We start from the raw sequence: 19,570 nt of genomic DNA on the forward strand, positions 1-19,570 counted from the left end.
AGTTTCTCGAACCAATACTACTACCAAACCATTGTAGATTATATGACAAAAGTCAGATGGAGTAAAAAAACATTAATTTTTCTCAGAAACTTTGGAAGTACTGAGTCAAATCCATTTCACTACTTCAGATTCCACTTTCGCAACAGATGGATACAAATCCAATGTTAGACAGAAATCAATATCCGACTCGATATTGTGATTTTGAAGCCTTTTTGCATGTGAAGCTTGGGATAAAAAACCTTTGAGATTGTGGCCTTCTTTTTCAAAAAGTGCTTTCATAGCTAGCGCACCATCTTCTTCAGAAGTGTGCGTGGCTTCAAGGCTTTTTGCCAAAGCTCCTGCATACAGAGAATCTTCTAGATTAAAACGTCCTTTCCAGCCTGCGCAGTGGATCAAAACATCTTGATCTCGAGATTGTAAATAGGAAACTGTCGCTGAAAGATTAGGAAATGCTCCAATTAGGATTTCATAGGCTCCTTGAGATTTGGAAATTGCCAAGGTGCCATTCGTAGTGGTCATGGCAAGTTTTTGACCTGCATATTGGTTATTGAGATAGGCCACAGGAGAATTGCCTAATTGAAATCCCTCGGCAGTAACTCCATTTCGTTCGCCTGCGATTAGATAGCCTTCACTACCCATATCTCGACACTCTTCTAGGCTCGCAAAAGTTTTGATTTCTGTGATGCCATTGGCTAGGGCAGCAACCATCGTAGAAGTGGCTCGAAAGATATCCACCACAACGACAATTTTACCTTCTAGGTCGTGGAGATGAATCAACTCAGGACTAAAGCAGATTTCAACCTGTCTCATCCTCTGTAGAGTGGGAGTTTTTCGACGATTGCCTTTAGATTTTTATTTCTCACCTGAACGAATATTTCGCATCCTGGCTTCGCAAAGTCAACTTTCACATAGCCAAGTCCGATTCCTACGTTCATGCTTGGGGACATGGTTCCGGAGGTAACCTCACCGATTAATTCACCACCAGCATCTACGATTGGGTAATGACCTCTAGGAATTCCTTTTTCCTGCATGATGAAGCCAACCAATTTTCGAGTCACTCCAGCTTCTTTTTGGGCTTTTAAAGCTTCAGAGTTTGTAAAGTCTTTGGTGAATTTGGTGATCCAACCCAAACCAGCTTCTATGGGCGAGGTGGTATCCGTGATGTCATTTCCATACAAGCAATAGCCCATTTCCATTCTTAGGGTATCTCTAGCTCCTAGACCAATAGGTTTAATATCAAAGTCTTTTCCTGCTTCGAAAATGGCGTTCCAGACCTCCTCGGCATCTTCGTTTTTCACATAAATCTCAAAACCTCCGGCACCGGTGTAGCCCGTTCCAGAAATGATCACATCTTGCTTACCAGCAAAATCACCAACTGTGAAATGGTAGAATTTAACACTGGACAAATCTACTGAAGTCAAAGACTGCACGGCTTCGATAGCCTTAGGACCTTGAACCGCAAAGAGTGAGAGCTCATCAGAAATGTTAGTCAATTTGGCTCCCATGGTATTGTGCTGATTCACCCAATTCCAATCTTTTTCAATGTTGGAGGCATTCACTACAAGCATGTATTTCTCCTCAGAATAGCGGTATACGATCAAATCGTCCACGATTCCACCGGTTTCATTTGGGAAGCAAGAGTACTGAGCTTGGTAATCCACAAGCTTTGAGGCATCGTTAGAAGTCACTTTTTGAATAAGGTTCAAAGCCTCCGGGCCTTCCACTAAAAATTCACCCATGTGCGATACATCAAAGACGCCGACTCCATTTCTTACACAAAGGTGCTCTTCCTTGTCCGAGCTGTATCTTACCGGCATATTGTAGCCAGCAAAAGGCACCATTTTGCCGCCTAGGGCTATGTGCAGATCATTGAGTTGGATGTGTTTGATGTTTTCTTCCATTTTAGATGGGTTTTAAGATTTGCTGGCAAATGTAAGGATTGCCTATCGTTTTCAGGAATCCATTCAAGTAAAATCACATTTCTCGATTAAAGTTTGGTCGGCAGAGCCATTACGGCAAAAAAAAACAGCCCGAGGGCTGTTTGAAGATTTTATGTGTACTTAGACGGAGAAACTTTCCCCGCAACCGCAGGTTCGATTTGCGTTGGGATTGACGAATTGAAAACCCTTACCATTCAATCCATCTGTAAATTCAAGGGTTGTGCCTGCGAGATAAAGTAGGCTCTTTCGGTCCACCAGTATTTTAACACCCTTGTCCTCAAATACATGGTCAGTCTCAGCTTGCGTGGCATCGAATCCCAAGTCATACATTAGACCTGAGCATCCGCCACCTTTTACGGAAACTCGAATATTTTCATTTTCGGCCCGGCCTTCTTCTTTCTTTAGCTCCAAAATTCGCTCTTTGGCTTTGTCGGAAACGATTATCATATCTTTGTAAATTAAATTCTAAATTCAGTCAGAGGGAAAACAGACTGACCCTCTAAATAATTCAAACAAATATAAGAATTTTCGAGATGAGGAAAATTGAGCATATTGGAATTGCTGTCGCCAACTTGGATAAATCAAACGAGCTTTTCTGCAAACTACTGGGTAAGCAACACTTCAAGACTGAAATAGTCGAGGGTGAATCAGTTGAAACCTCCTTTTTCCAGGTGGGAGATGCCAAAATAGAATTACTGCAAGCCACCAATGCAGACTCTCCAATCGCAAAATATTTAGATAAAAAGCCTGAAGGAGTTCATCACATCGCCTTTGATGTAGAGGATATCCATGCCGAAGTGAAGCGATTGAAGGGGGAAGGTTTCGAAATTTTGAATGAAACGCCCAAGGAAGGTGCAGATAATAAATTAGTGGTATTTTTGCATCCGAAAAGCACCAATGGCGTTTTGGTGGAATTGTGTCAAGAGAAAGTTTGATCTCACACCATGGACCTTTAAAGGGTGACTTTGAATTTGTAAATCAAAATTATGTCTGAGAAAAGAACAGAAATTGGGAATTTAGGAGAGTTTGGCCTGATTGACCATTTGAATAAAAATGTAAAAGTTAAAAATGCCACTTCGGTAAAAGGGATAGGAGATGATGCGGCAGTGATCGATGCAGGGTCGGAAAACGTGAAAGTAGTAACCACCGATCTTTTAATTGAGGGAGTGCATTTTGATCTATCGTATATGCCTTTGCCTCATATGGGTTTTAAGGCAGTGGCAGTAAACATCTCTGATGTAGCGGCAATGAATGCCGTACCCAAGCAGATCACCGTAAGCATTGGGTTGTCCAATCGATTTTCCGTAGAGGCGGTAGAAGCACTTTATGAAGGAATTCATGCTGCCTGCGAACATTATGGAGTGGATTTGGTAGGTGGGGATACTACGGCCTCACGATCAGGATTGGTCATTTCCATTACCGCTATTGGGGAAGCTAAAAAGGATGAGGTGGTCTATAGAGACGGAGCCAAGGCAAATGATATTCTGTGCGTCACTGGAGATCTTGGAGGGGCCTTGGTGGGCTTACAAATTCTTGAGCGTGAAAAGCAGGTATTTTTGGCAAACCCTGAAATGAAACCCGAGCTAGATAAGTATACGCTGGTAACAGGTAGACAGCTCAGACCTGACGCCCGAATGGATATTATCCACGAGCTAAAGGAGCTAGGTGTGAAGCCTACCTCCATGATGGATATTTCTGACGGATTAGCCTCTGAGATTTTCCACATTTGTAAAGCCTCAAATGTGGGAGCTACTATCTATGAGGATAAATTACCGATAGATAAGCAGACCTTTGATACCGCAGTAGAACTCAATCTTGATCCCATCACTTGCGTACTCAATGGAGGAGAAGATTATGAATTGCTTTTCACTATTTCCCAAGAGGATTTCCCTAAGCTTGAAAAGCATGCGGATATCCATTTCATTGGCCACATCACAAAGCCAGAAGAGGGGAAATACCTAGTCACCAAAAGCGGAACTGCTGTACAGATTAAGGCGCAGGGTTGGAAACATTTTTAAGTCCAAGATTCTAGATCTAGGATATTTCAATTCATATCCTTTAAGTCGTTAAAGAAACCATCAAGGAGTGGTTGATCTTGGGTTCCAAAGTAGATTAATTTTCAATTGAAATAAAAAGAAATAATTAATTGATTATCACAAATTAAAAAGTCTCTAGTGAAATAATCACTAGAGACTTTTTTAATGGCCTCCTGGAAAGTTTAATCGTTCGGATACGGAACGTAAACAAAGCTCGTGAAGGCGCCATCCATGACAAACAAACAACAGAATTCATCTGGATCCTTATACGCTTTTTTGAAGTCTTCGAGGTTTTCTTCCGCGATTAATTTTCGCTGTACAAACTCATCCACGTAGGTAATGAAATAATTCCAATCGAGGTCTTTTTCTTCTTTACCGAGGAAGATTTTGCCTATAGGCTGAATCTCTTTTGAGATAGGAAAAATGGGATAATCTGAAAATTTCCTGGATCGAATCTGATAAGAAGCTTCCTTTAAAACGTCTGAGATTTTGACAAAATCAGCGGTGATAGTTCCTAAATATTTTCCGCTTAGTTCGGGATCATTAAAATCAGAAATCATTTTTTTAGGGTTAGGCGTACTACATTTTCTACATGGTAGGTCTGTGGAAACATATCCACGGGCTGTACCTTTTCTACTTTATATTTTTCATCCAAAATGGCTAAGTCTCTTGCTTGGGTCGCAGGATTACAAGAAACATAAACGATAGTGGGAGCTTCTAGTCTCAGGAGCATTTGCACCACCTTTTCGTCCATTCCGGCCCGTGGGGGATCAGTAATGATCACGTCTGGAGCAGCATGGCTAGAGATAAATTCCTCATTGAGGATGTCTTTCATATCTCCCGCATAGAAAAGGGTGTTTTCTATAGCGTTGATTTGAGAATTGATTTTTGCGTCAGCAATAGCCGCTTCCACGTATTCCACTCCAATAACTTGCTTGGCTTGTTTCGCGACGAAATTCGCTATGGTACCGGTGCCTGTGTACAAGTCATAGACGATTTCATCTCCTTTGAGGTCTGCAAATTCCCGGGCCACTTTATACAATTCATAGGCTTGCTTGGAATTGGTCTGGTAAAAGGACTTTGGTCCAATTCGGAACCTCAAGCCTTCCATTTCTTCCTCGATGTAAGCTTTGCCGGCAAAAGTCACCAAGTCCAAATCATGGAAGGTCTCATTGCCTTTCGTATTGATTACATATAGCAAGGAAGTAATTGACGGAAATTTCTCCTTCAAAAAATTCATCACCAGATCAATTGACTCCTGGTCAAGTTCTCCGAACTGGACAATCACCATCGTTTCATCGGTGCTGGTCGTACGAATGATCAGGTTTCGAAGTAATCCAACCTGATTTCTGATATCGTAGAAGCTCAGTTTGTTACCTAAGGCGAAGGTGCGAAGTTCATTTCTGACGTCGTTGGAGATTCCTCCTTGAAGATAGCAGTGGTCCACATCCACGATCTTGTCAAACATTTTTGGGATATGAAAGCCAAGGGCATTTCTGTCGAAGTCTTCTTCTGACCGAATTTGGTCAAGTGTTAGCCATTTTTTGTTAGAAAAGGTAAAATCAAGCTTGTTTCGATAGTATTGAGTTTCGCTAGAACCTAAAATGGGTAGGACTTCTGGAAGTTCCACTTTGGCGATGCGCTGAAATTGATCCACGACCTGCTGCCGCTTGTAGGACTTTTGAAGGTCATAATTGATATGCTGCCATTTGCATCCCCCACAAGTACCAAAATGTGAGCAAAAGGGCTCGATGCGGTCCTTGGAATAGCTGTGGAATTTTACTGGTTCGCCATCCATAAAGGTGCTTTTACCTCGGGTAATCCGTACATCCACCTCGTCGCCTGGCGCTACTCCAGACACAAATACCACCTTTTCGTCATGATAGCCTAGGCATTTGCCTTCGGTAGCTATTTTCTCGATTTTGAGGTTGGTGATGACCTTATTTTTCATTTTTCGCGACATGGTCGCAAAATTAGGGAAAAAGGAAGAAAGGGATTGAGAGTTTTCACCTTCTCTTAAATCTTTTCGAAATGATCGGAGAATAAAATCTAAAAAAGTATCAATTCCCTATCTTTGAAGTAGGAATGAATAATCAAGCTTATAAAGATAAAGTAGTCATAATCACGGGTGCTACATCGGGAATAGGTGAAGCTTGTGCTGAGGTTTTCGGAAATGCTGGCGCAAAAGTGGTAATCACTGGAAGAAATCAATCTAAACTAGATGCGACTTCGAAAAAGCTACAGCAGCAGAATATTGAGTTTTTACCCATTTTGGCGGATGCAGCCCAAGAAGAGGATAACCAAAAAATAGCCGCTGAGACTCTAGCTGCCTTTGGTAAAATTGACATTCTGATCAATAACGCGGGAATCTCCATGAGAGCACTTTTTGAGGAAATGGAGATGGAAGTTTTTCGCCAAGTAATGAATATTAATTTCTGGGGGACCGTCTATGCAACCAAATATTGCCTTCCTTCCATTATTGAGAATAAAGGTTCGGTCATTGGGGTTTCTTCCATCAATGGTTTCCGTGGGACTCCAGCTCGAACGGCCTATACGGCTAGTAAATATGCCATGAACGGCTTTTTCGAATCTTTACGGACCGAAGTGATGAAAAGGGGAGTGCACGTGATGATCGTAGCCCCGGGTTTTACTGCTTCGAATATTCGTAATAATGCGCTCAATGCCGAGGGCAAGGCCCAAGGCGAATCTCCTAGAGACGAATCCAAGATGATGACATCTGAGGAAGTGGCTTTAGCAATTTTTAAGGCGACTAAGAAACGCAAGCGAGATCTTGTGCTGACAACCCAAGGAAAGCTCGCTGTCTTTTTCAACAAATGGATTCCTGGAATCATGGATGGAATTGTGTTTGATCTAATGGCTAAAGAGCCCGATTCTCCTTTGAAATAAATGGAAGGCTCCATTTTTCAAACTCTTCTCAATAGACTAACTGATCTTTCCACAAAGAACAAATCTCTTTACCTGCCCAAAGTGCAAGGCAGTGGATTTATAGATTTGCAGGGGTTTGATTTTTTGAATGGAAGCCCTGCTTTTGAGATTCTGCGTAAAGTCATTCAAGAGAAAAAGCAAATTCCTTTAATTCCTGAGGTTGATCCAAGGCTAGGGGCGGTGAATGAGTTGGCCAAACAACTCTCGCGGATCACCTTCCGTGATCAGCTCATCCAAGAAGAGACTGGGGAACAGAGCCTTTATTTAGGCTGGCCCTTCGTGGAGGGAAAGATGCTAAATGGTCAAGTTCTCCGCGCTCCGATTCTTCTCTGGTCTATCGAATTGGGCAAAAAGGATGGGGAATGGAGCTTATCCTTACAGGATTCTTGTCAATGGAATTCGGCATTTTTGCTAGCATATTCTCATGGATATAGTCTTAAACTCAATACTGAAAATCTTGAAGAGAGCCTAGATAACTTGCCCAAAGATCCGCTAGAGTTCCGCACTGCACTCCGACAGATCCTCGAGGAAAAGTTTGCGGTTCAAATCGGTTCAAGCCTATTTGAGGACCGTATCACTCCATTTCCAAATTCTCAAATCTCCGTTGACTCTCATAAATTTCAAGATGGAAGGCTAGCGGTGAAATCCTATGCTGTTTTAGGTCAATTTGCTCAAAAAAACAGCTTTTTATTTAAAGACTATGAGGAGCTAAAGTCAACAGCTACTTCTTTAGAGTCTTTTCTGGAATCTGAATTTCAAGTAAGAGGAAATGGAAAAGTCATCCGCGAGGAGCAAACTTTCACGGTTTTTTCAGTGGATGCTTCACAGGAAAATGTCTTACACAAGGTGCGACAAGGGAAAAGCCTAGTCGTTGAGGGCCCTCCAGGAACAGGCAAGTCTCAGTTGATCGCCAATCTCGTTTCTGACTATACAGCTCGAGGTAAAAAGGTATTGGTGGTGTCTCAAAAAAGAGCTGCCCTTGATGTAGTCTTCGAGCGCTTGGAAAAACTCGGAATGGGCGATTTTTTGGGCTTGGTTCATGATTTTAGGGCTGATCAAAAATCACTTTTTCAAAAATTAAAGAGACAGATTGAAGCCATAGAAAGCTACCAAGAAGCGAATCGAGGCTTGGATGCCATACAGCTGGAGCGCGAAATCTCGGTACTCTCTTCCACTATTGCTCGGCTTTCAGATAAGTTTGAATCCCTACGAGAGGAATTATTTGAAACAGAGTCAAGTGCTTTACCAATCAAGGCTATGTATTTAGAAATCGATACTAGTGGAGAAGTTTTGGATGGTTGTGATGCAGAATTAAAATCTTTTAAATATGCCGAAGCTCAGTCTTTTGAGCGAAATCTTAGGATTTTCATGGCTTACCATGAACAGTTTCAAAATAGCTTTTGGGAGGATCGGGTTTCTTTTTCAGACTTTGGTTTGCAGCAGTATACCAAGATCAATTCATTACTCGCTCAGCTCGAAAACTTCCCAAATGAGTCCAGAGGGGATAAAAGGCTTCGCAATTTTCAAGAGATAATTATCTCTGGAAAGGTTTTAAGTGAGTCTCTTGGAACATTTCTAAGTTCAGTCCGGGCCTTTGATAACTTAGGTCTTTTGGAAGCTTATCTTCTAAAACCTAGCGAAAGAAAGAATGCTCTAAAAGTCAAAGAATGGCTTATTGAAAAATTGAATCAGGTTCAAAACTTAGTTTTACCCATACCACAGGAACTAGAGAAAATTGAAAAAGAATTGTTGGAAGTAGCTGCCTTGCGGAAAAGTTGGTATGGGAAATTGGCTCTTACATTTCGGCACCAAAGCTTTCCACAGCTCAACCAATGGCTGGGATCTGGAGGTTTGAGTTGGAATCTAGGAAATCTAAATCTAGCGCAGGAGACTTTTGATAAGTTCACCGATATGCAAAGGGAGCGTACCAGCCTTCCTCAGATTGAGGGTTTTGAAATCTCCTTGCTCAAAGCCGAAACTTGCTTGGATTTGCTAAAGTCCTCTGAGGATCTTTATAGACTTTGGCTGAAGGTAGATGGGCTAGACAGTTATTTGAGTCTAAAGAAAGATAATTTGGATGGAGTAGGATTCCTTTTTGCTTTGGAGGAGTTACGATCCGATTTAGTGCAGTTTGAAAGTGAAGTTGCAGCGTGGAGGATTTACTTCAAACCTGAACAAATTACTAAGCTCCTTTGGGGGAAAGAAAAAGCTTCCTCGTCGAACCTACTCCAAACATGTACAGATCTCACAGCATTCGATCAATTTCTGGAAAGTTTAAGTCACAATGAGCGGACTCTTATGCATGAATTGCAGGCACAATTCCCAAACTCTGAGTTGACAAGCTTAACCAAGATTTTTTGGAATTCGTGGTATTCGACCTGGATTTCAGAATTAGAAAGGCGGAATCCCATTTTGCTGGAGGCAGGGAGTGTGAAGTTGACACACGAAATGGACGATCTCAAAGAGGCTATTTTAGAAAAGCGGAAGCTTTCTCGATTTATGACCTTGCTTCGACTTCGTGAGCAGATGACTGACGCCTTGGAGTATAATCGCCTCGGCAATAGGCTTACCTATAGAGAGTTACTGCATCAAGTGAGTAAAAAGCGTCAAAAATGGCCAATACGAAAGCTTTTAGAAAGTTTTAGTGAGGAGATATTTAGGCTTTTGCCCTGCTGGTTGGCTAGTCCTGAAACGGTTTCTGCGCTTTTCCCGCTGGGGCAAAAATTCGATTTGGTGATTTTCGATGAGGCATCTCAATGTCCGGTTGAAAAGGGACTTCCTGCGATGTTGCGTGGAAATCAACTGGTGGTGGCTGGAGATTCTAAGCAGTTGAGGCCGTCGGATTTTTATCAAGTCAAGTGGGATAGCGAAGAGGAGGGCTTGGATTATGAGGCGGAGTCTTTATTGGAGTTGGCTGGAAATTACTTCGAAAAAACTCTGCTTCGTGGACATTATCGATCGGCCGACCCGATTCTAATTCAATTTTCCAATCTAAAATTCTATGATGGTCGATTGGAGATTTTGCCGGATTTTGACGTTGCCATGGCTGCTAAGACACCTTTTTCCTGGGAAAAAGTGGAAGGGATTTGGGAGAATCAGCGAAATCGAACCGAAGCGGATCGTGTGATAGAAGTGGTGAAGTCGATTCTTAAAAGTTCTCCAAGTGATTCAATTGGGATTGTGACGGGCAATTATTTTCAGATGGAATTGATCAGTGAAAAGCTGTGGGAAAATGGAATTTCTGGAGAGCATATCAAAGTGAGAAATATAGAAAACGTTCAAGGGGATGAGTTTGATCAGGTGATCCTTTCTTTGGGCTATGCCTCAAATCGTGAGGGTAAATTGGTTACCAATTTTGGCTTACTGGGCAAATCTGGTGCTGAGAATAGATTGAATGTAGCGATCACCCGAGCACGAAAGCATATGCATATTATTTCAAGCATGGAACCTGAGGATTTTCGGGTGACGCATTTGAAGAATCCGGGTTTGGCTTTGCTGCAAGAATTTTTGAGTTATGCCAAGTCCCAAGCTGAAGCCCCAAGTTTAACCACGTTAGGAGATGTTCATCCCAAATTCGAAGTGAATTGGAGTCTGAAGAATAAATTGCTGGAGAGTGAATCGAGTTTCAAAGCGCAGGTTCCTTCTTCGGTTATGGACCTTGTGAAGGTTGAAGGCAACTCCCAGATGGCGATTTTAACGGATGATCAACGTTTTTTTGATTCTCCCAGTGCTAAAGCAGCTATGGCCTATCATCCTATTTTACTCGAGTCAAAGGGCTGGAAATGGGAGTGGAGGTGGAGCAGGTTATGGAAGTCAGAAGTCTAAAGTAAGAAAGCTGAAATTTCGGTAGGTAATCTTCTTCTTTTTTTACCTCGAAGATTCTGGTAATCCTAGTTAGTTTGGGTAATTGCTATGGGCAGTGAGGATATTTATTTCAGAAAGCTAAGGTTATAAGGCCGGAATCCTTGTAGAGAACTTTTGAAGGTTCTATGAGTTTAGAATTTTTTTGATTTAAACTTTTTTCATTTTAAAATGAATGATAAATCATGCATTAAAGTAAAATTAACATGTTAATGTATGATTTTTCACTCACAATAAATATTAATTTTAGTATGATATTTCATTCATTAAATAGTATATTTGGGCTTAATGAATGATTTTTAAGTCATGGATTATCATCAATTAAGCGATAGTGCTATTTTAAAGCAGATCGGCACCTTTGTAAAGTATCACCGGATGGAGCAGCAGCGCTCGCAAGATCAGCTTGCCACAGATGCAGGGATCAGTCGATCCACGCTGAGTCTTCTGGAGCGTGGCGAAAAGGTCAATCTTATCACTTTGATTCAGGTGCTTCGCGTATTGGGTCAGCTGCATTGGCTTGCTGAGTTTGAGGTCCAAAAGACGATCAGCCCCATAGAATACATAAAGCTCCAAAAAAAATATGAGCGTCAGCGCATTCGTAATTCAGGTCTGGCGGCTGATAATCCACCTTCAGAATGGTAATTGCAGCGGAGATCTGGATTTGGGACCAACTGGCAGGAGCTGTACTTTGGGATGAGTCTCGTCAAGTGGGGAGCTTTGAATTTGACTCCGGTTTTCTGAGGTCAGGGTTGGATCTTGCACCTGTGATGATGCCTTTGTCACAGGGCAAACGCGTTTATTCATTTCCGGAGCTAAGGAGAGGTCGAACTGAGGAATTCGACACATTTAAGGGTTTGCCGGGGCTTTTGGCCGATATGCTTCCAGACAACTATGGCAATCAATTGATCAATGCCTGGTTGATCCAAAATGGTCGCCCGGCTAATAGTCTTAATCCCGTTGAGCAACTTTGCTTCATCGGGAAGCGTGGAGTGGGGGCTTTGGAAATCAAACCAACTCTGCGAGAGGAAAAAGCTAAATCCAGTCCACTGGAGATCGATAGCTTGGTGGGAATAGCTACTAAAATTCTGAATTCCAGAGAGGGTTTTCAGTCAAATCTGACTGGAGAGGAGCAGTCGGCTTTATCTGATATTTTGAAGATCGGAACTTCCGCTGGTGGAGCTCGCGCAAAAGCGGTGATTGCCTTTAACCCGAAAACCAAAGAGGTGAAAAGTGGTCAGGTAAAAGCACCAAAGGGATTTACCTATTGGATTATCAAATTTGACGGAGTTCATGATTCTCAATTTGGTGCGTCGGTAGGCTATGGTCGAGTGGAAATGGCCTATCACCTGATGGCAAAAGCTGCTGGCATTCGAATGAATGAATGTAGACTTTTAGAGGAAAATGGAAGAGCACATTTTATGACCAAGCGCTTTGACCGACTGGATGATGGATCAAAAATCCACATGCAAAGCCTTTGCGGAATTCGTCATTTTGATTTCAATCAGGTGGGCTTTTATAGTTATGAGCAAGTTTTTGAGACCATGCGAATGCTGCGAATCCCGTATCCGGAGGCAGAGGAGCTTTTTGTCCGAATGGTATTTAATGTCTTGGCCCGAAACTGTGATGATCATACCAAGAATTTCGCCTTTCTAATGGATCAGGAGGGGAGATGGTCACTTTCTCCCGCCTATGATATTTGCTATGCCTATAGACCTGGAAGTATTTGGGTCAGTTCCCAGTCTCTGATGGTTAACGGAAAGCGTGAGAATGTCGGAGATACTGATTTCCTCGAAGTAGCCCGACAAATGAATATCAAAAAGCCGGAGGAAAAGATGGAACAAGTGAGGTCCGCTGTCGGTAGATGGGTTGAGTTTGCAAAAGAAGTGGGTGTACACACGTCGCTTCGTGATTCCATTCAGTCTAATTTACTCGCCTAAATATATCCAGTCACTTTATAGACTACTATCCCGATCCATTCCTTAAAGAGTTTGGTCCAATACTCTAGTGAAAAGGGATCAGGAAAAAAGAGGGAAGGAATATCGTATTTCACATCATGGGAGTAGTAGTCGGTAGGGAAAGTGGTGGTTTTCAGACCTACCTTATCAAAGCATCCTTTGGCTCGATACATGTGAAAGGCTGAAGTGATCAAAACAAAATTCTGATCAGTCGAAATCCCCTTTTTCTCCAAAAAATTCTCGGTAAACTGTGCATTCTGAGCGGTATTTTTACTTTGATCTTCGATCAAAATATCTGATTCCGGCATTCCGGTCATCAGCAAAAATCTTTTCAAAACCTCTGCCTCCGTCTGGGGATTGGAAGGATTTAGCCCTTGGCCTCCGGTGATCAGGATTTTTTTGATTTTGCCCATGCGATAGAGTTGTAGGGCATGGGTGATGCGGTCGGCGCCTTTGTTGAAGAAGGTGCGGTCATAGGCGGTTTTGCTCAGGTTGGTGACTCCCGTAAGGACGATACCGATTTCATGATTTTCTATTTCTTCGAAAGACTTGAAATCGGGCTCCCAAGCCAATAAGGCCAGATTGGAAAGGAAAGGATTGGTAAAAAAGAGCAAAAGTCCAATGCCTGTCCAAAGCAATTTTTTTCCCCATTTTCGGCGGAGGAAAGTGATTCCAGCCAAAAGAAAAATCAGGATAATGGTCAGTGGCATTGCCAAAAAACTGAGAAACTGGGAGAGGTAGAAGAACATGAAATTTTAGATCGTGGTACACAAAGAAAGGAGGGAAATGGGCAATTATCAAACTCGATGGATAATGTTCGTACCGCACGAGATCGTTTACTCTTTATTATTGAGTTTGGCCATTGATATTCGATCATTTCATTTCTTTAATCTATCCAGAAAGCTATTTTTGATCATGCTTTCAAACCAAACGAACCTAGTACCTCAATTGGAAAAATTGGCCACCCAACTCGAGGGCAATTTGCAGTTTGACCAACTTAGTCGCACCCTTTACGCCACGGACGCCTCCGTCTATCGGGAGATGCCCCTCGCAGTTGCTTTTCCCAAGTCAGAGGCTGATATCCAAAAATTGATTCAGTTTGCCAATGAAAACGGGACTTCCCTGATTCCGCGGACGGCTGGTACTTCCCTCGCCGGACAATGTGTGGGAAATGGGATTGTGGTGGATGTCTCCAAGCATTTCACTCAAATCTTGGAATTCAATAAACAAGAACGCTGGGTTCGCGTACAGCCGGGAGTCGTTCGTGATGAATTAAACCGCTATCTCAAGCCACATGGCTTATTTTTCAGCCCCATCACTTCCACTGCCAACCGAGCGATGATTGGTGGGATGGTGGGGAATAATTCTTCGGGGACCACCTCGATCGTTTATGGGGTGACGCGGGATAAGGTTATTTCCTTGAATACGATCTTGAGCGATGGGAAAAAGGTCGTTTTTGGAGAGGTCACTCAGGATGAGTTCGATAGGAAATGTGGCCAAAAAGATCTGGAAGGCACGATTTACGGGCAGATTTTCGACGAACTCAATAACCCTGCAGTTCGTGAGGAAATCCACGCCCAATTTCCCAAAAAGTCCATCCATCGCCGGAATACCGGCTATGCTGTGGATGAATTGCTGAAAGCAGAGCTTTTTGAAGGCAAAGAAAAATTCAACTTCTGTAAACTTCTGGCGGGTTCGGAGGGTACGCTAGCCTTTACCACCGAAATCAAAATCAGCTTGGATCCACTTCCCGATCCAGTGGAGATTGTTGTCGCTGCACATTTTCAAACGATCAGCGAAAGCATGAAGTCCGCGCAAGTGGCCATGAAGCATCCGGCTACTGCGGTGGAACTGATGGATAAAATCATCCTCGACTGCACCAAGGAAAGTATAGAATATTCTAAAAACCGATACTTTGTTGAGGGAGACCCGGAAGCGATCCTGATGATCGAGTTTCGGGGTAAAACGCTGGAAGAGGCGATGAGCAAAGGAGAAGCTTTGGTCGCAGACCTGAAAAAAAGCAAGCTCGGCTATGCCTATCCCATCATTGAGCCCGAAAAAGTAGCTTCGGCTTGGTCGCTTCGGGCAGCAGGTTTAGGCCTTTTGGCCAATATCCCTGGAGATCCTAAGGCGGTGGCCTGCATCGAAGACACCGCTGTGGATATCGCGGATTTGGCAGATTACATCGATGAGTTTGACCGTATGATGGTGGATTTCAATCAAAAGCCGGTTCACTATGCGCATGCGGGTGCAGGGGAAATCCACCTTCGTCCTGTTTTGGACCTAAAAACCAAAGAGGGCGTCGAGGATTTTTACCAGATTTCTTTGGCTTCGGCCAAACTGGTGAAGAAGTATCAAGGTTCGCTTTCCGGGGAACATGGAGATGGACGGGTGCGAGCCGCCTTTATCCCACTGATGGTCGGGGAAAAGAATTACGAGCTTTTCCGAAGGATCAAATACACTTGGGATCCAAAAAACATCTTCAATCCCGGCAAAATCGTGGATGCAGCTCCCATGAATCAATTCCTTCGCTATGAGCCAGGAATGCAAACTCCGGAACAAAATACGGCCATCGATTTTTCCCATGTCGGAGGTATTTTGCGTTTGGCAGAAAAATGCAACGGTTCGGGTGACTGTCGTAAACTTCCGGGTTCCGGTGGCACCATGTGTCCAAGCTATATGGCCACGCGAAATGAGAAAGACACCGTCCGTGGCAGAGCAAATACACTTCGGGAGTTTTTGACTTTGGATAAAAAGGAAAACGCCTTTGACCATCCTGAAATCAAAGAGGCCTTGGATCTATGCTTGAGCTGCAAGGGTTGCACGGCTGAGTGTCCATCCAATGTGGATATGGCGAGCATGAGGGCGGAATTTCTCTACCAATACCAAAAATCAAACGGGATTCCCCTTCGATCCAGAGCTTTTGCTTACATCAATGAATTAAATGAGCTGGGTTCCAAAGTACCAGGAATCGCCAATTTCTTTTTGAAAAATTCACTAACAGGAGGGCTGATGAAGTCTATTTTGGGCGTGGCGCCAAGTCGTCACTTGCCGGAAATCAGTTCGATCAGCCTCCGAAAGTGGTACAAAAAGAATTATGCTTCTCTTTCGGCGCCAGCGAAACCCATCAAGTCGGTGTACTTCTTTGTGGATGAGTTTACCAACCACAACGATACACAGATTGGGATCAAGGCGATTTCGCTTTTGAAAAAGCTAGGCTATGAGGTCAAAATCGTAGACCATGCCGAAAGCGGCCGCTCGGCTCTATCCAAAGGACTTTTGCCGAAGGCGAAAAAACATGCTGAGACCAATGTGCGAATTTTAGAGAAACTGATTGATGGTGATACGCCCTTGATCGGGTTGGAACCCTCGGCTATTTTGAGCTTCCGGGATGAGTATCCGCGACTTGTTTCTCCTGATTTGGTGCCTGCGGCAAAGAAATTAAAATTTCATGTGAAGTTGATCGATGAATTTCTCAGTCAAGAATTGGCAGCCGGAAATATCAAAGCCGAGTCTTTCACCTCCAAATCCCAGAAGATCAAGCTTCACGGACATTGCCATCAAAAGGCGCTTTCCTCGCTGACTTGGACGCAAAAAATTCTTTCTCTCCCGGTAAACTACACCGTAGAAACCATCCCAAGCGGCTGTTGCGGAATGGCAGGTTCATTTGGCTATGAAGCGGAGCACTTTGAAGTTTCTCAGCAAGTAGGAGAGTTGGTGCTATTTCCTGCGGTGCGAAAGTCGGATAGTGAAACCTTGATCGCTGCTCCCGGTACGTCTTGTAGACATCAGATAGCCGATGGTACAGGGCGTAAGGCTGTGCATCCGGTGGAAATCCTTTGGGACGCTTTAATTTAAAATTACCCAAATACCTTACGTAAAATGTATTCTGTGCATCTTGCCGCTAACCGGGCAGTGGCTTGATCTTGATCAAAAGTGGGATTTAATTCGACCACATCTAAGGAAATGAGCTTTTTGCTAGAGGCAATCAAATCAAAAATCTTAAACGCTAAGTCTGGATTGAAACCTAGAGGGGAAGGTGCAGATACGCCGGGAGCATAGGCAGAAGAGAATCCATCCAGATCTATACTGAGATAAACTTTGTTTACAGAGTCTAAAAACCAAAGAATTTTTTCTTGAATCAGATCCCACTTGTTTATTTGGAATTCTTCCATTTCTATAAAGGTTGCCTTGGTTTGCTTGGCAGTTTCGAAGAGTGAACTGGGATTAGCAGCTCGTTGGATTCCTAGGCAGAAGTAATGAAAATGAGAAGAATGCTCCTGCGAAAGTTGATAAAATGGTGAGCCGGAATGTCCCTGATTATTGACCTTTGGCCTTAAATCAAAATGTGCATCCAAATTGATAATACCTAGTTTTTCATCTTTACCTTTTAGATAGTCAAATATGCCAGTGGCGTGTGCGTAAGCTAAATCATGTCCGCCTCCAAATAGCACGGGAAAATGTTTGGTGCGGAGTAGGGAAGACACAGACTTGGAAATAAGGGCATGACTAGATTCCATTTCCTGATTTTCGGTTTGAATCGTGCCATAATCTAATATTTGTGTTCCCTTCTTCAGATGGTAGGCAGTGCTTCCCATAACCTTTCGGATAGCATCAGGACCTAAAGCTGCTCCAATTCTGCCACCATTTCTATGGACTCCCTCGTCTCCTTCGTAGCCGAGAATTCCAATTTTTTTTGAATCGCTGGATTCATTGAAGGCTAAATCATTTACAGTAATAATGGCCTGATGCCAGTATTCGATGGTTTCAGCGGGGCGGCCAGTCCATAGCGAGGGGGCAGGGTTTTGGTGAAGTGGAATCATAGAAAAATCAAATAATTTTATTCACAATCTCCTCATCAACCAAGCTTGGAATCGTGACTTTTAATGTTGGAGTACGTTCCATTTCTCGCTGAATAGCTTCCAAGGAACCTGTATTTCGTGCCCAAGCCCTTCGTGCGATTCCATTATTGACATCGTAGAAAAGCATATTTTTCAACTTCTCTGAGGCTTCAGGAGAGCCATCTAAGACCATTCCGAATCCACCGTTGATGACTTCTCCCCAGCCAACACCTCCACCATTGTGGATGGAAACCCAAGTAGCGCCTCGGAAGCTGTCTCCGATTACGTTTTGAATGGCCATATCAGCCGTAAATTTGCTTCCATCGTAAATATTACTGGTTTCACGGTAGGGGGAATCTGTCCCACTGACGTCGTGATGATCTCTTCCTAGGACTATCGGAGCGGAGATTTCTCCTAGCTCTATTGCTTGGTTAAAGGCTTCTGCGATTTTTGCCCTGCCTTCTGCATCGGCATAAAGAATTCGAGCTTTGGATCCCACAACCAAATTATTTTGCTCCGCTTCTTCTATCCAAGTAATGTTATCCTGCATTTGTTGTTGTATGGATTCAGGTGCCTCTTCCATGATTTCTTTTAACACTCGTGCAGCAATTTGATCTGACTTTCTTAAGTCTTCTACTTTTCCAGAAGTACATACCCAACGAAATGGTCCGAATCCATAATCAAAACACATTGGCCCTAGATTATCCTGCACGTAAGATGGGTATTTGAAATCAATTCCGTTAGCTGACATTACATCTGCTCCTGCACGTGAAGCTTCTAAGAGAAAAGCATTTCCATAGTCAAAAAAGTAGGTTCCTTTTGCCACATGCTTATTGATGGAGTCTACTTGTCTTCGAAGACTTTCTTGAACTTTTACTTTGAAGAGTTCAGGATTTGAGGCCATAAGTTGGTTGGATTCTTGGAAAGAAAGACCCACTGGGTAATAACCGCCTGCCCAAGGATTGTGAAGGGAAGTCTGATCCGATCCTAATTCGATGAAGATCTCTTCTTGATCAAATCGCTCCCAGACGTCTACGATATTTCCTATGAAAGCAAGCGAGATGACCTCCTGATTTCGTTTGGCGAGCTGAACTCGAAGAACAAGCTCATCAAGGCTTTCGATCAATTCATCCACCCAACCTTGAGCATGTCTTTTTTTCGCAGCGGTAGGATTAACCTCTGCACAAATAGTAATGCACCCGGCAATATTACCAGCTTTCGGTTGTGCACCACTCATACCACCAAGCCCGGCTGTCAAAAAGATCTTTCCATTCGGTTTTTCTCCCCTTTTCAATTTTTTCCTAAAGGCATTCATTACCGTAATAGTAGTGCCGTGGACGATTCCTTGTGGCCCAATGTACATAAATGAGCCTGCAGTCATCTGTCCATATTGGGTTACGCCTAAAGCATTGAATTTTTCCCAATCATCTGGTTTGGAGTAGTTTGGGATCATCATTCCATTCGTGACCACCACTCGAGGTGCTGAAGGAGAGGATGGGAAAAGTCCCATAGGATGGCCTGAATAAAGGTGTAAAGTTTGAGATTCTGTCATTTCTGACAAATACTTCATGGTGATCAAGTATTGAGCCCAGTTTTGAAATACGGCTCCATTGCCTCCATAAGTGATCAATTCTTGGGGATGCTGTGCGACTGTAGGATCTAGGTTGTTTTGGATCATCAGCATGATCGCTGCTGCCTGGTTTGATTTTGCGGGATACTCTTGAATCGCTCTGGCATGCATCGCATAATCCGGCTGAAACCGATACATGTAGATTCGCCCAAAATCCATTAATTCTGTTAAAAATTCCGGTGCCAGAGTGTCATGCCATTCTTTTGGAAAATATCGAAGTGCATTGGCAAGGGTAAGTTTTTTCTCCTCAGGTGAAAGTATATTCTTGCGTTTGGGTGCATGAGAATATTTGGGGTCAGGCTTTTTTTGTGGAGGAAGAATAGATGGGATTCCTTCTTTGATTTTGTCTTGGAAAGTCATG

At 43.1% G+C, this 19,570-nt stretch carries 15 protein-coding genes; 7 read left to right on the forward strand and 8 right to left on the reverse strand.

Going from position 1 to position 19,570, the window contains the following annotated elements:
• Positions 1-105: 105 nt before the first annotated feature.
• From ACFOSV_RS10700 to ACFOSV_RS10710, 3 genes are all read right to left on the reverse strand, one after another.
• Positions 106-810: a 2-phosphosulfolactate phosphatase gene (locus ACFOSV_RS10700; protein ID WP_377906008.1), complete on the reverse strand. Its 705-nt coding sequence runs from the start codon at positions 808-810 to the stop codon at positions 106-108.
• Positions 807-1,901 (reverse strand): glycine cleavage system aminomethyltransferase GcvT, encoded by a 1,095-nt coding sequence (gcvT, locus tag ACFOSV_RS10705; RefSeq protein WP_377906009.1) that lies wholly within the window; start codon positions 1,899-1,901, stop codon positions 807-809. Before gcvT ends, ACFOSV_RS10700 begins: the two co-directional genes overlap by 4 nt.
• Positions 1,902-2,060: 159 nt before the next feature.
• The gene (locus ACFOSV_RS10710; protein ID WP_377906010.1) at positions 2,061-2,387 is read right to left on the reverse strand and encodes a HesB/IscA family protein; all 327 of its coding nucleotides are present in this window, start codon (positions 2,385-2,387) and stop codon (positions 2,061-2,063) included.
• 86 nt (positions 2,388-2,473) lie between these two features.
• Here ACFOSV_RS10710 and mce point away from each other — a divergent pair, with 86 nt between their 5' ends.
• Positions 2,474-2,875 carry a methylmalonyl-CoA epimerase gene (mce, locus tag ACFOSV_RS10715; protein ID WP_377906011.1) on the forward strand — a complete coding sequence of 134 codons (402 nt, stop codon included), beginning with the start codon at positions 2,474-2,476 and terminating at the stop codon, positions 2,873-2,875.
• 51 nt (positions 2,876-2,926) lie between these two features.
• Complete coding sequence (gene thiL / locus ACFOSV_RS10720; RefSeq protein ID WP_377906012.1) at positions 2,927-3,958, forward strand: thiamine-phosphate kinase; 1,032 nt, start codon at positions 2,927-2,929, stop codon at positions 3,956-3,958.
• A 200-nt stretch (positions 3,959-4,158) separates the two neighbouring features.
• Here thiL and ACFOSV_RS10725 read toward each other — a convergent pair whose 3' ends face one another.
• Positions 4,159-4,536 carry a hypothetical protein gene (locus tag ACFOSV_RS10725; protein WP_377906013.1) on the reverse strand — a complete coding sequence of 126 codons (378 nt, stop codon included), beginning with the start codon at positions 4,534-4,536 and terminating at the stop codon, positions 4,159-4,161.
• Positions 4,533-5,939 (reverse strand): 23S rRNA (uracil(1939)-C(5))-methyltransferase RlmD, encoded by a 1,407-nt coding sequence (rlmD, locus tag ACFOSV_RS10730; RefSeq protein ID WP_377906014.1) that lies wholly within the window; start codon positions 5,937-5,939, stop codon positions 4,533-4,535. The genes ACFOSV_RS10725 and rlmD overlap by 4 nt, the downstream gene beginning before the upstream one ends.
• 122 nt (positions 5,940-6,061) lie before the next feature.
• Here rlmD and ACFOSV_RS10735 point away from each other — a divergent pair, with 122 nt between their 5' ends.
• From ACFOSV_RS10735 to ACFOSV_RS10750, 4 genes are all read left to right on the forward strand, one after another.
• Complete coding sequence (locus ACFOSV_RS10735) at positions 6,062-6,883, forward strand: SDR family oxidoreductase (protein WP_377906015.1); 822 nt, start codon at positions 6,062-6,064, stop codon at positions 6,881-6,883.
• Positions 6,884-10,747 carry an AAA domain-containing protein gene (locus tag ACFOSV_RS10740; protein WP_377906016.1) on the forward strand — a complete coding sequence of 1,288 codons (3,864 nt, stop codon included), beginning with the start codon at positions 6,884-6,886 and terminating at the stop codon, positions 10,745-10,747.
• A gap of 342 nt (positions 10,748-11,089) precedes the next feature.
• Complete coding sequence (locus ACFOSV_RS10745) at positions 11,090-11,425, forward strand: helix-turn-helix domain-containing protein (RefSeq protein ID WP_377906017.1); 336 nt, start codon at positions 11,090-11,092, stop codon at positions 11,423-11,425.
• Positions 11,419-12,720 carry a type II toxin-antitoxin system HipA family toxin gene (locus ACFOSV_RS10750; protein ID WP_377906018.1) on the forward strand — a complete coding sequence of 434 codons (1,302 nt, stop codon included), beginning with the start codon at positions 11,419-11,421 and terminating at the stop codon, positions 12,718-12,720. The genes ACFOSV_RS10745 and ACFOSV_RS10750 overlap by 7 nt, the downstream gene beginning before the upstream one ends.
• Here the strand turns inward: ACFOSV_RS10750 and ACFOSV_RS10755 are convergent.
• The gene (locus ACFOSV_RS10755; RefSeq protein ID WP_377906019.1) at positions 12,717-13,487 is read right to left on the reverse strand and encodes a YdcF family protein; all 771 of its coding nucleotides are present in this window, start codon (positions 13,485-13,487) and stop codon (positions 12,717-12,719) included. The genes ACFOSV_RS10750 and ACFOSV_RS10755 overlap by 4 nt on opposite strands.
• 166 nt (positions 13,488-13,653) lie before the next feature.
• On the opposite strand from ACFOSV_RS10755, the gene ACFOSV_RS10760 reads away from it, so the two are divergent.
• On the forward strand, positions 13,654-16,596 hold the full coding sequence (locus ACFOSV_RS10760) for an FAD-binding and (Fe-S)-binding domain-containing protein (RefSeq protein ID WP_377907293.1): 2,943 nt from the start codon (positions 13,654-13,656) through the stop codon (positions 16,594-16,596).
• 2 nt (positions 16,597-16,598) lie between these two features.
• Here the strand turns inward: ACFOSV_RS10760 and hutG are convergent, their stop codons facing one another.
• Together hutG and ACFOSV_RS10770 are read right to left on the reverse strand one after the other, a co-directional pair.
• A complete protein-coding gene (gene hutG, locus ACFOSV_RS10765) occupies positions 16,599-17,561 on the reverse strand; it encodes a formimidoylglutamase (protein WP_377906020.1) in 963 nt (320 codons plus the stop codon).
• 7 nt (positions 17,562-17,568) lie between these two features.
• Positions 17,569-19,569 (reverse strand): urocanate hydratase, encoded by a 2,001-nt coding sequence (locus ACFOSV_RS10770; RefSeq protein ID WP_377906021.1) that lies wholly within the window; start codon positions 19,567-19,569, stop codon positions 17,569-17,571.
• Position 19,570: the final 1 nt, after the last annotated feature.

The sequence above is a fragment of the Algoriphagus namhaensis genome (assembly GCF_042649705.1).
Taxonomy (GTDB): Bacteria; Bacteroidota; Bacteroidia; order Cytophagales; family Cyclobacteriaceae; genus Algoriphagus; species Algoriphagus namhaensis.

Excerpts from the sequence above, each read along its gene's own strand:
- gcvT (WP_377906009.1), bottom strand. The coding sequence starts at position 1,901 with ATGGAAGAAAACATCAAACACATCCAACTCAATGATCTGCACATAGCC.
- ACFOSV_RS10750 (WP_377906018.1), top strand. The coding sequence starts at position 11,419 with ATGGTAATTGCAGCGGAGATCTGGATTTGGGACCAACTGGCAGGAGCT.
- rlmD (WP_377906014.1), bottom strand. The coding sequence starts at position 5,939 with ATGTCGCGAAAAATGAAAAATAAGGTCATCACCAACCTCAAAATCGAG.
- ACFOSV_RS10770 (WP_377906021.1), bottom strand. The coding sequence starts at position 19,569 with ATGACTTTCCAAGACAAAATCAAAGAAGGAATCCCATCTATTCTTCCT.
- ACFOSV_RS10755 (WP_377906019.1), bottom strand. The coding sequence starts at position 13,487 with ATGTTCTTCTACCTCTCCCAGTTTCTCAGTTTTTTGGCAATGCCACTG.
- thiL (WP_377906012.1), top strand. The coding sequence starts at position 2,927 with ATGTCTGAGAAAAGAACAGAAATTGGGAATTTAGGAGAGTTTGGCCTG.
- ACFOSV_RS10740 (WP_377906016.1), top strand. The coding sequence starts at position 6,884 with ATGGAAGGCTCCATTTTTCAAACTCTTCTCAATAGACTAACTGATCTT.
- ACFOSV_RS10725 (WP_377906013.1), bottom strand. The coding sequence starts at position 4,536 with ATGATTTCTGATTTTAATGATCCCGAACTAAGCGGAAAATATTTAGGA.
- mce (WP_377906011.1), top strand. The coding sequence starts at position 2,474 with ATGAGGAAAATTGAGCATATTGGAATTGCTGTCGCCAACTTGGATAAA.
- ACFOSV_RS10735 (WP_377906015.1), top strand. The coding sequence starts at position 6,062 with ATGAATAATCAAGCTTATAAAGATAAAGTAGTCATAATCACGGGTGCT.
- hutG (WP_377906020.1), bottom strand. The coding sequence starts at position 17,561 with ATGATTCCACTTCACCAAAACCCTGCCCCCTCGCTATGGACTGGCCGC.
- ACFOSV_RS10710 (WP_377906010.1), bottom strand. The coding sequence starts at position 2,387 with ATGATAATCGTTTCCGACAAAGCCAAAGAGCGAATTTTGGAGCTAAAG.
- ACFOSV_RS10745 (WP_377906017.1), top strand. The coding sequence starts at position 11,090 with ATGGATTATCATCAATTAAGCGATAGTGCTATTTTAAAGCAGATCGGC.
- ACFOSV_RS10700 (WP_377906008.1), bottom strand. The coding sequence starts at position 810 with ATGAGACAGGTTGAAATCTGCTTTAGTCCTGAGTTGATTCATCTCCAC.
- ACFOSV_RS10760 (WP_377907293.1), top strand. The coding sequence starts at position 13,654 with ATGCTTTCAAACCAAACGAACCTAGTACCTCAATTGGAAAAATTGGCC.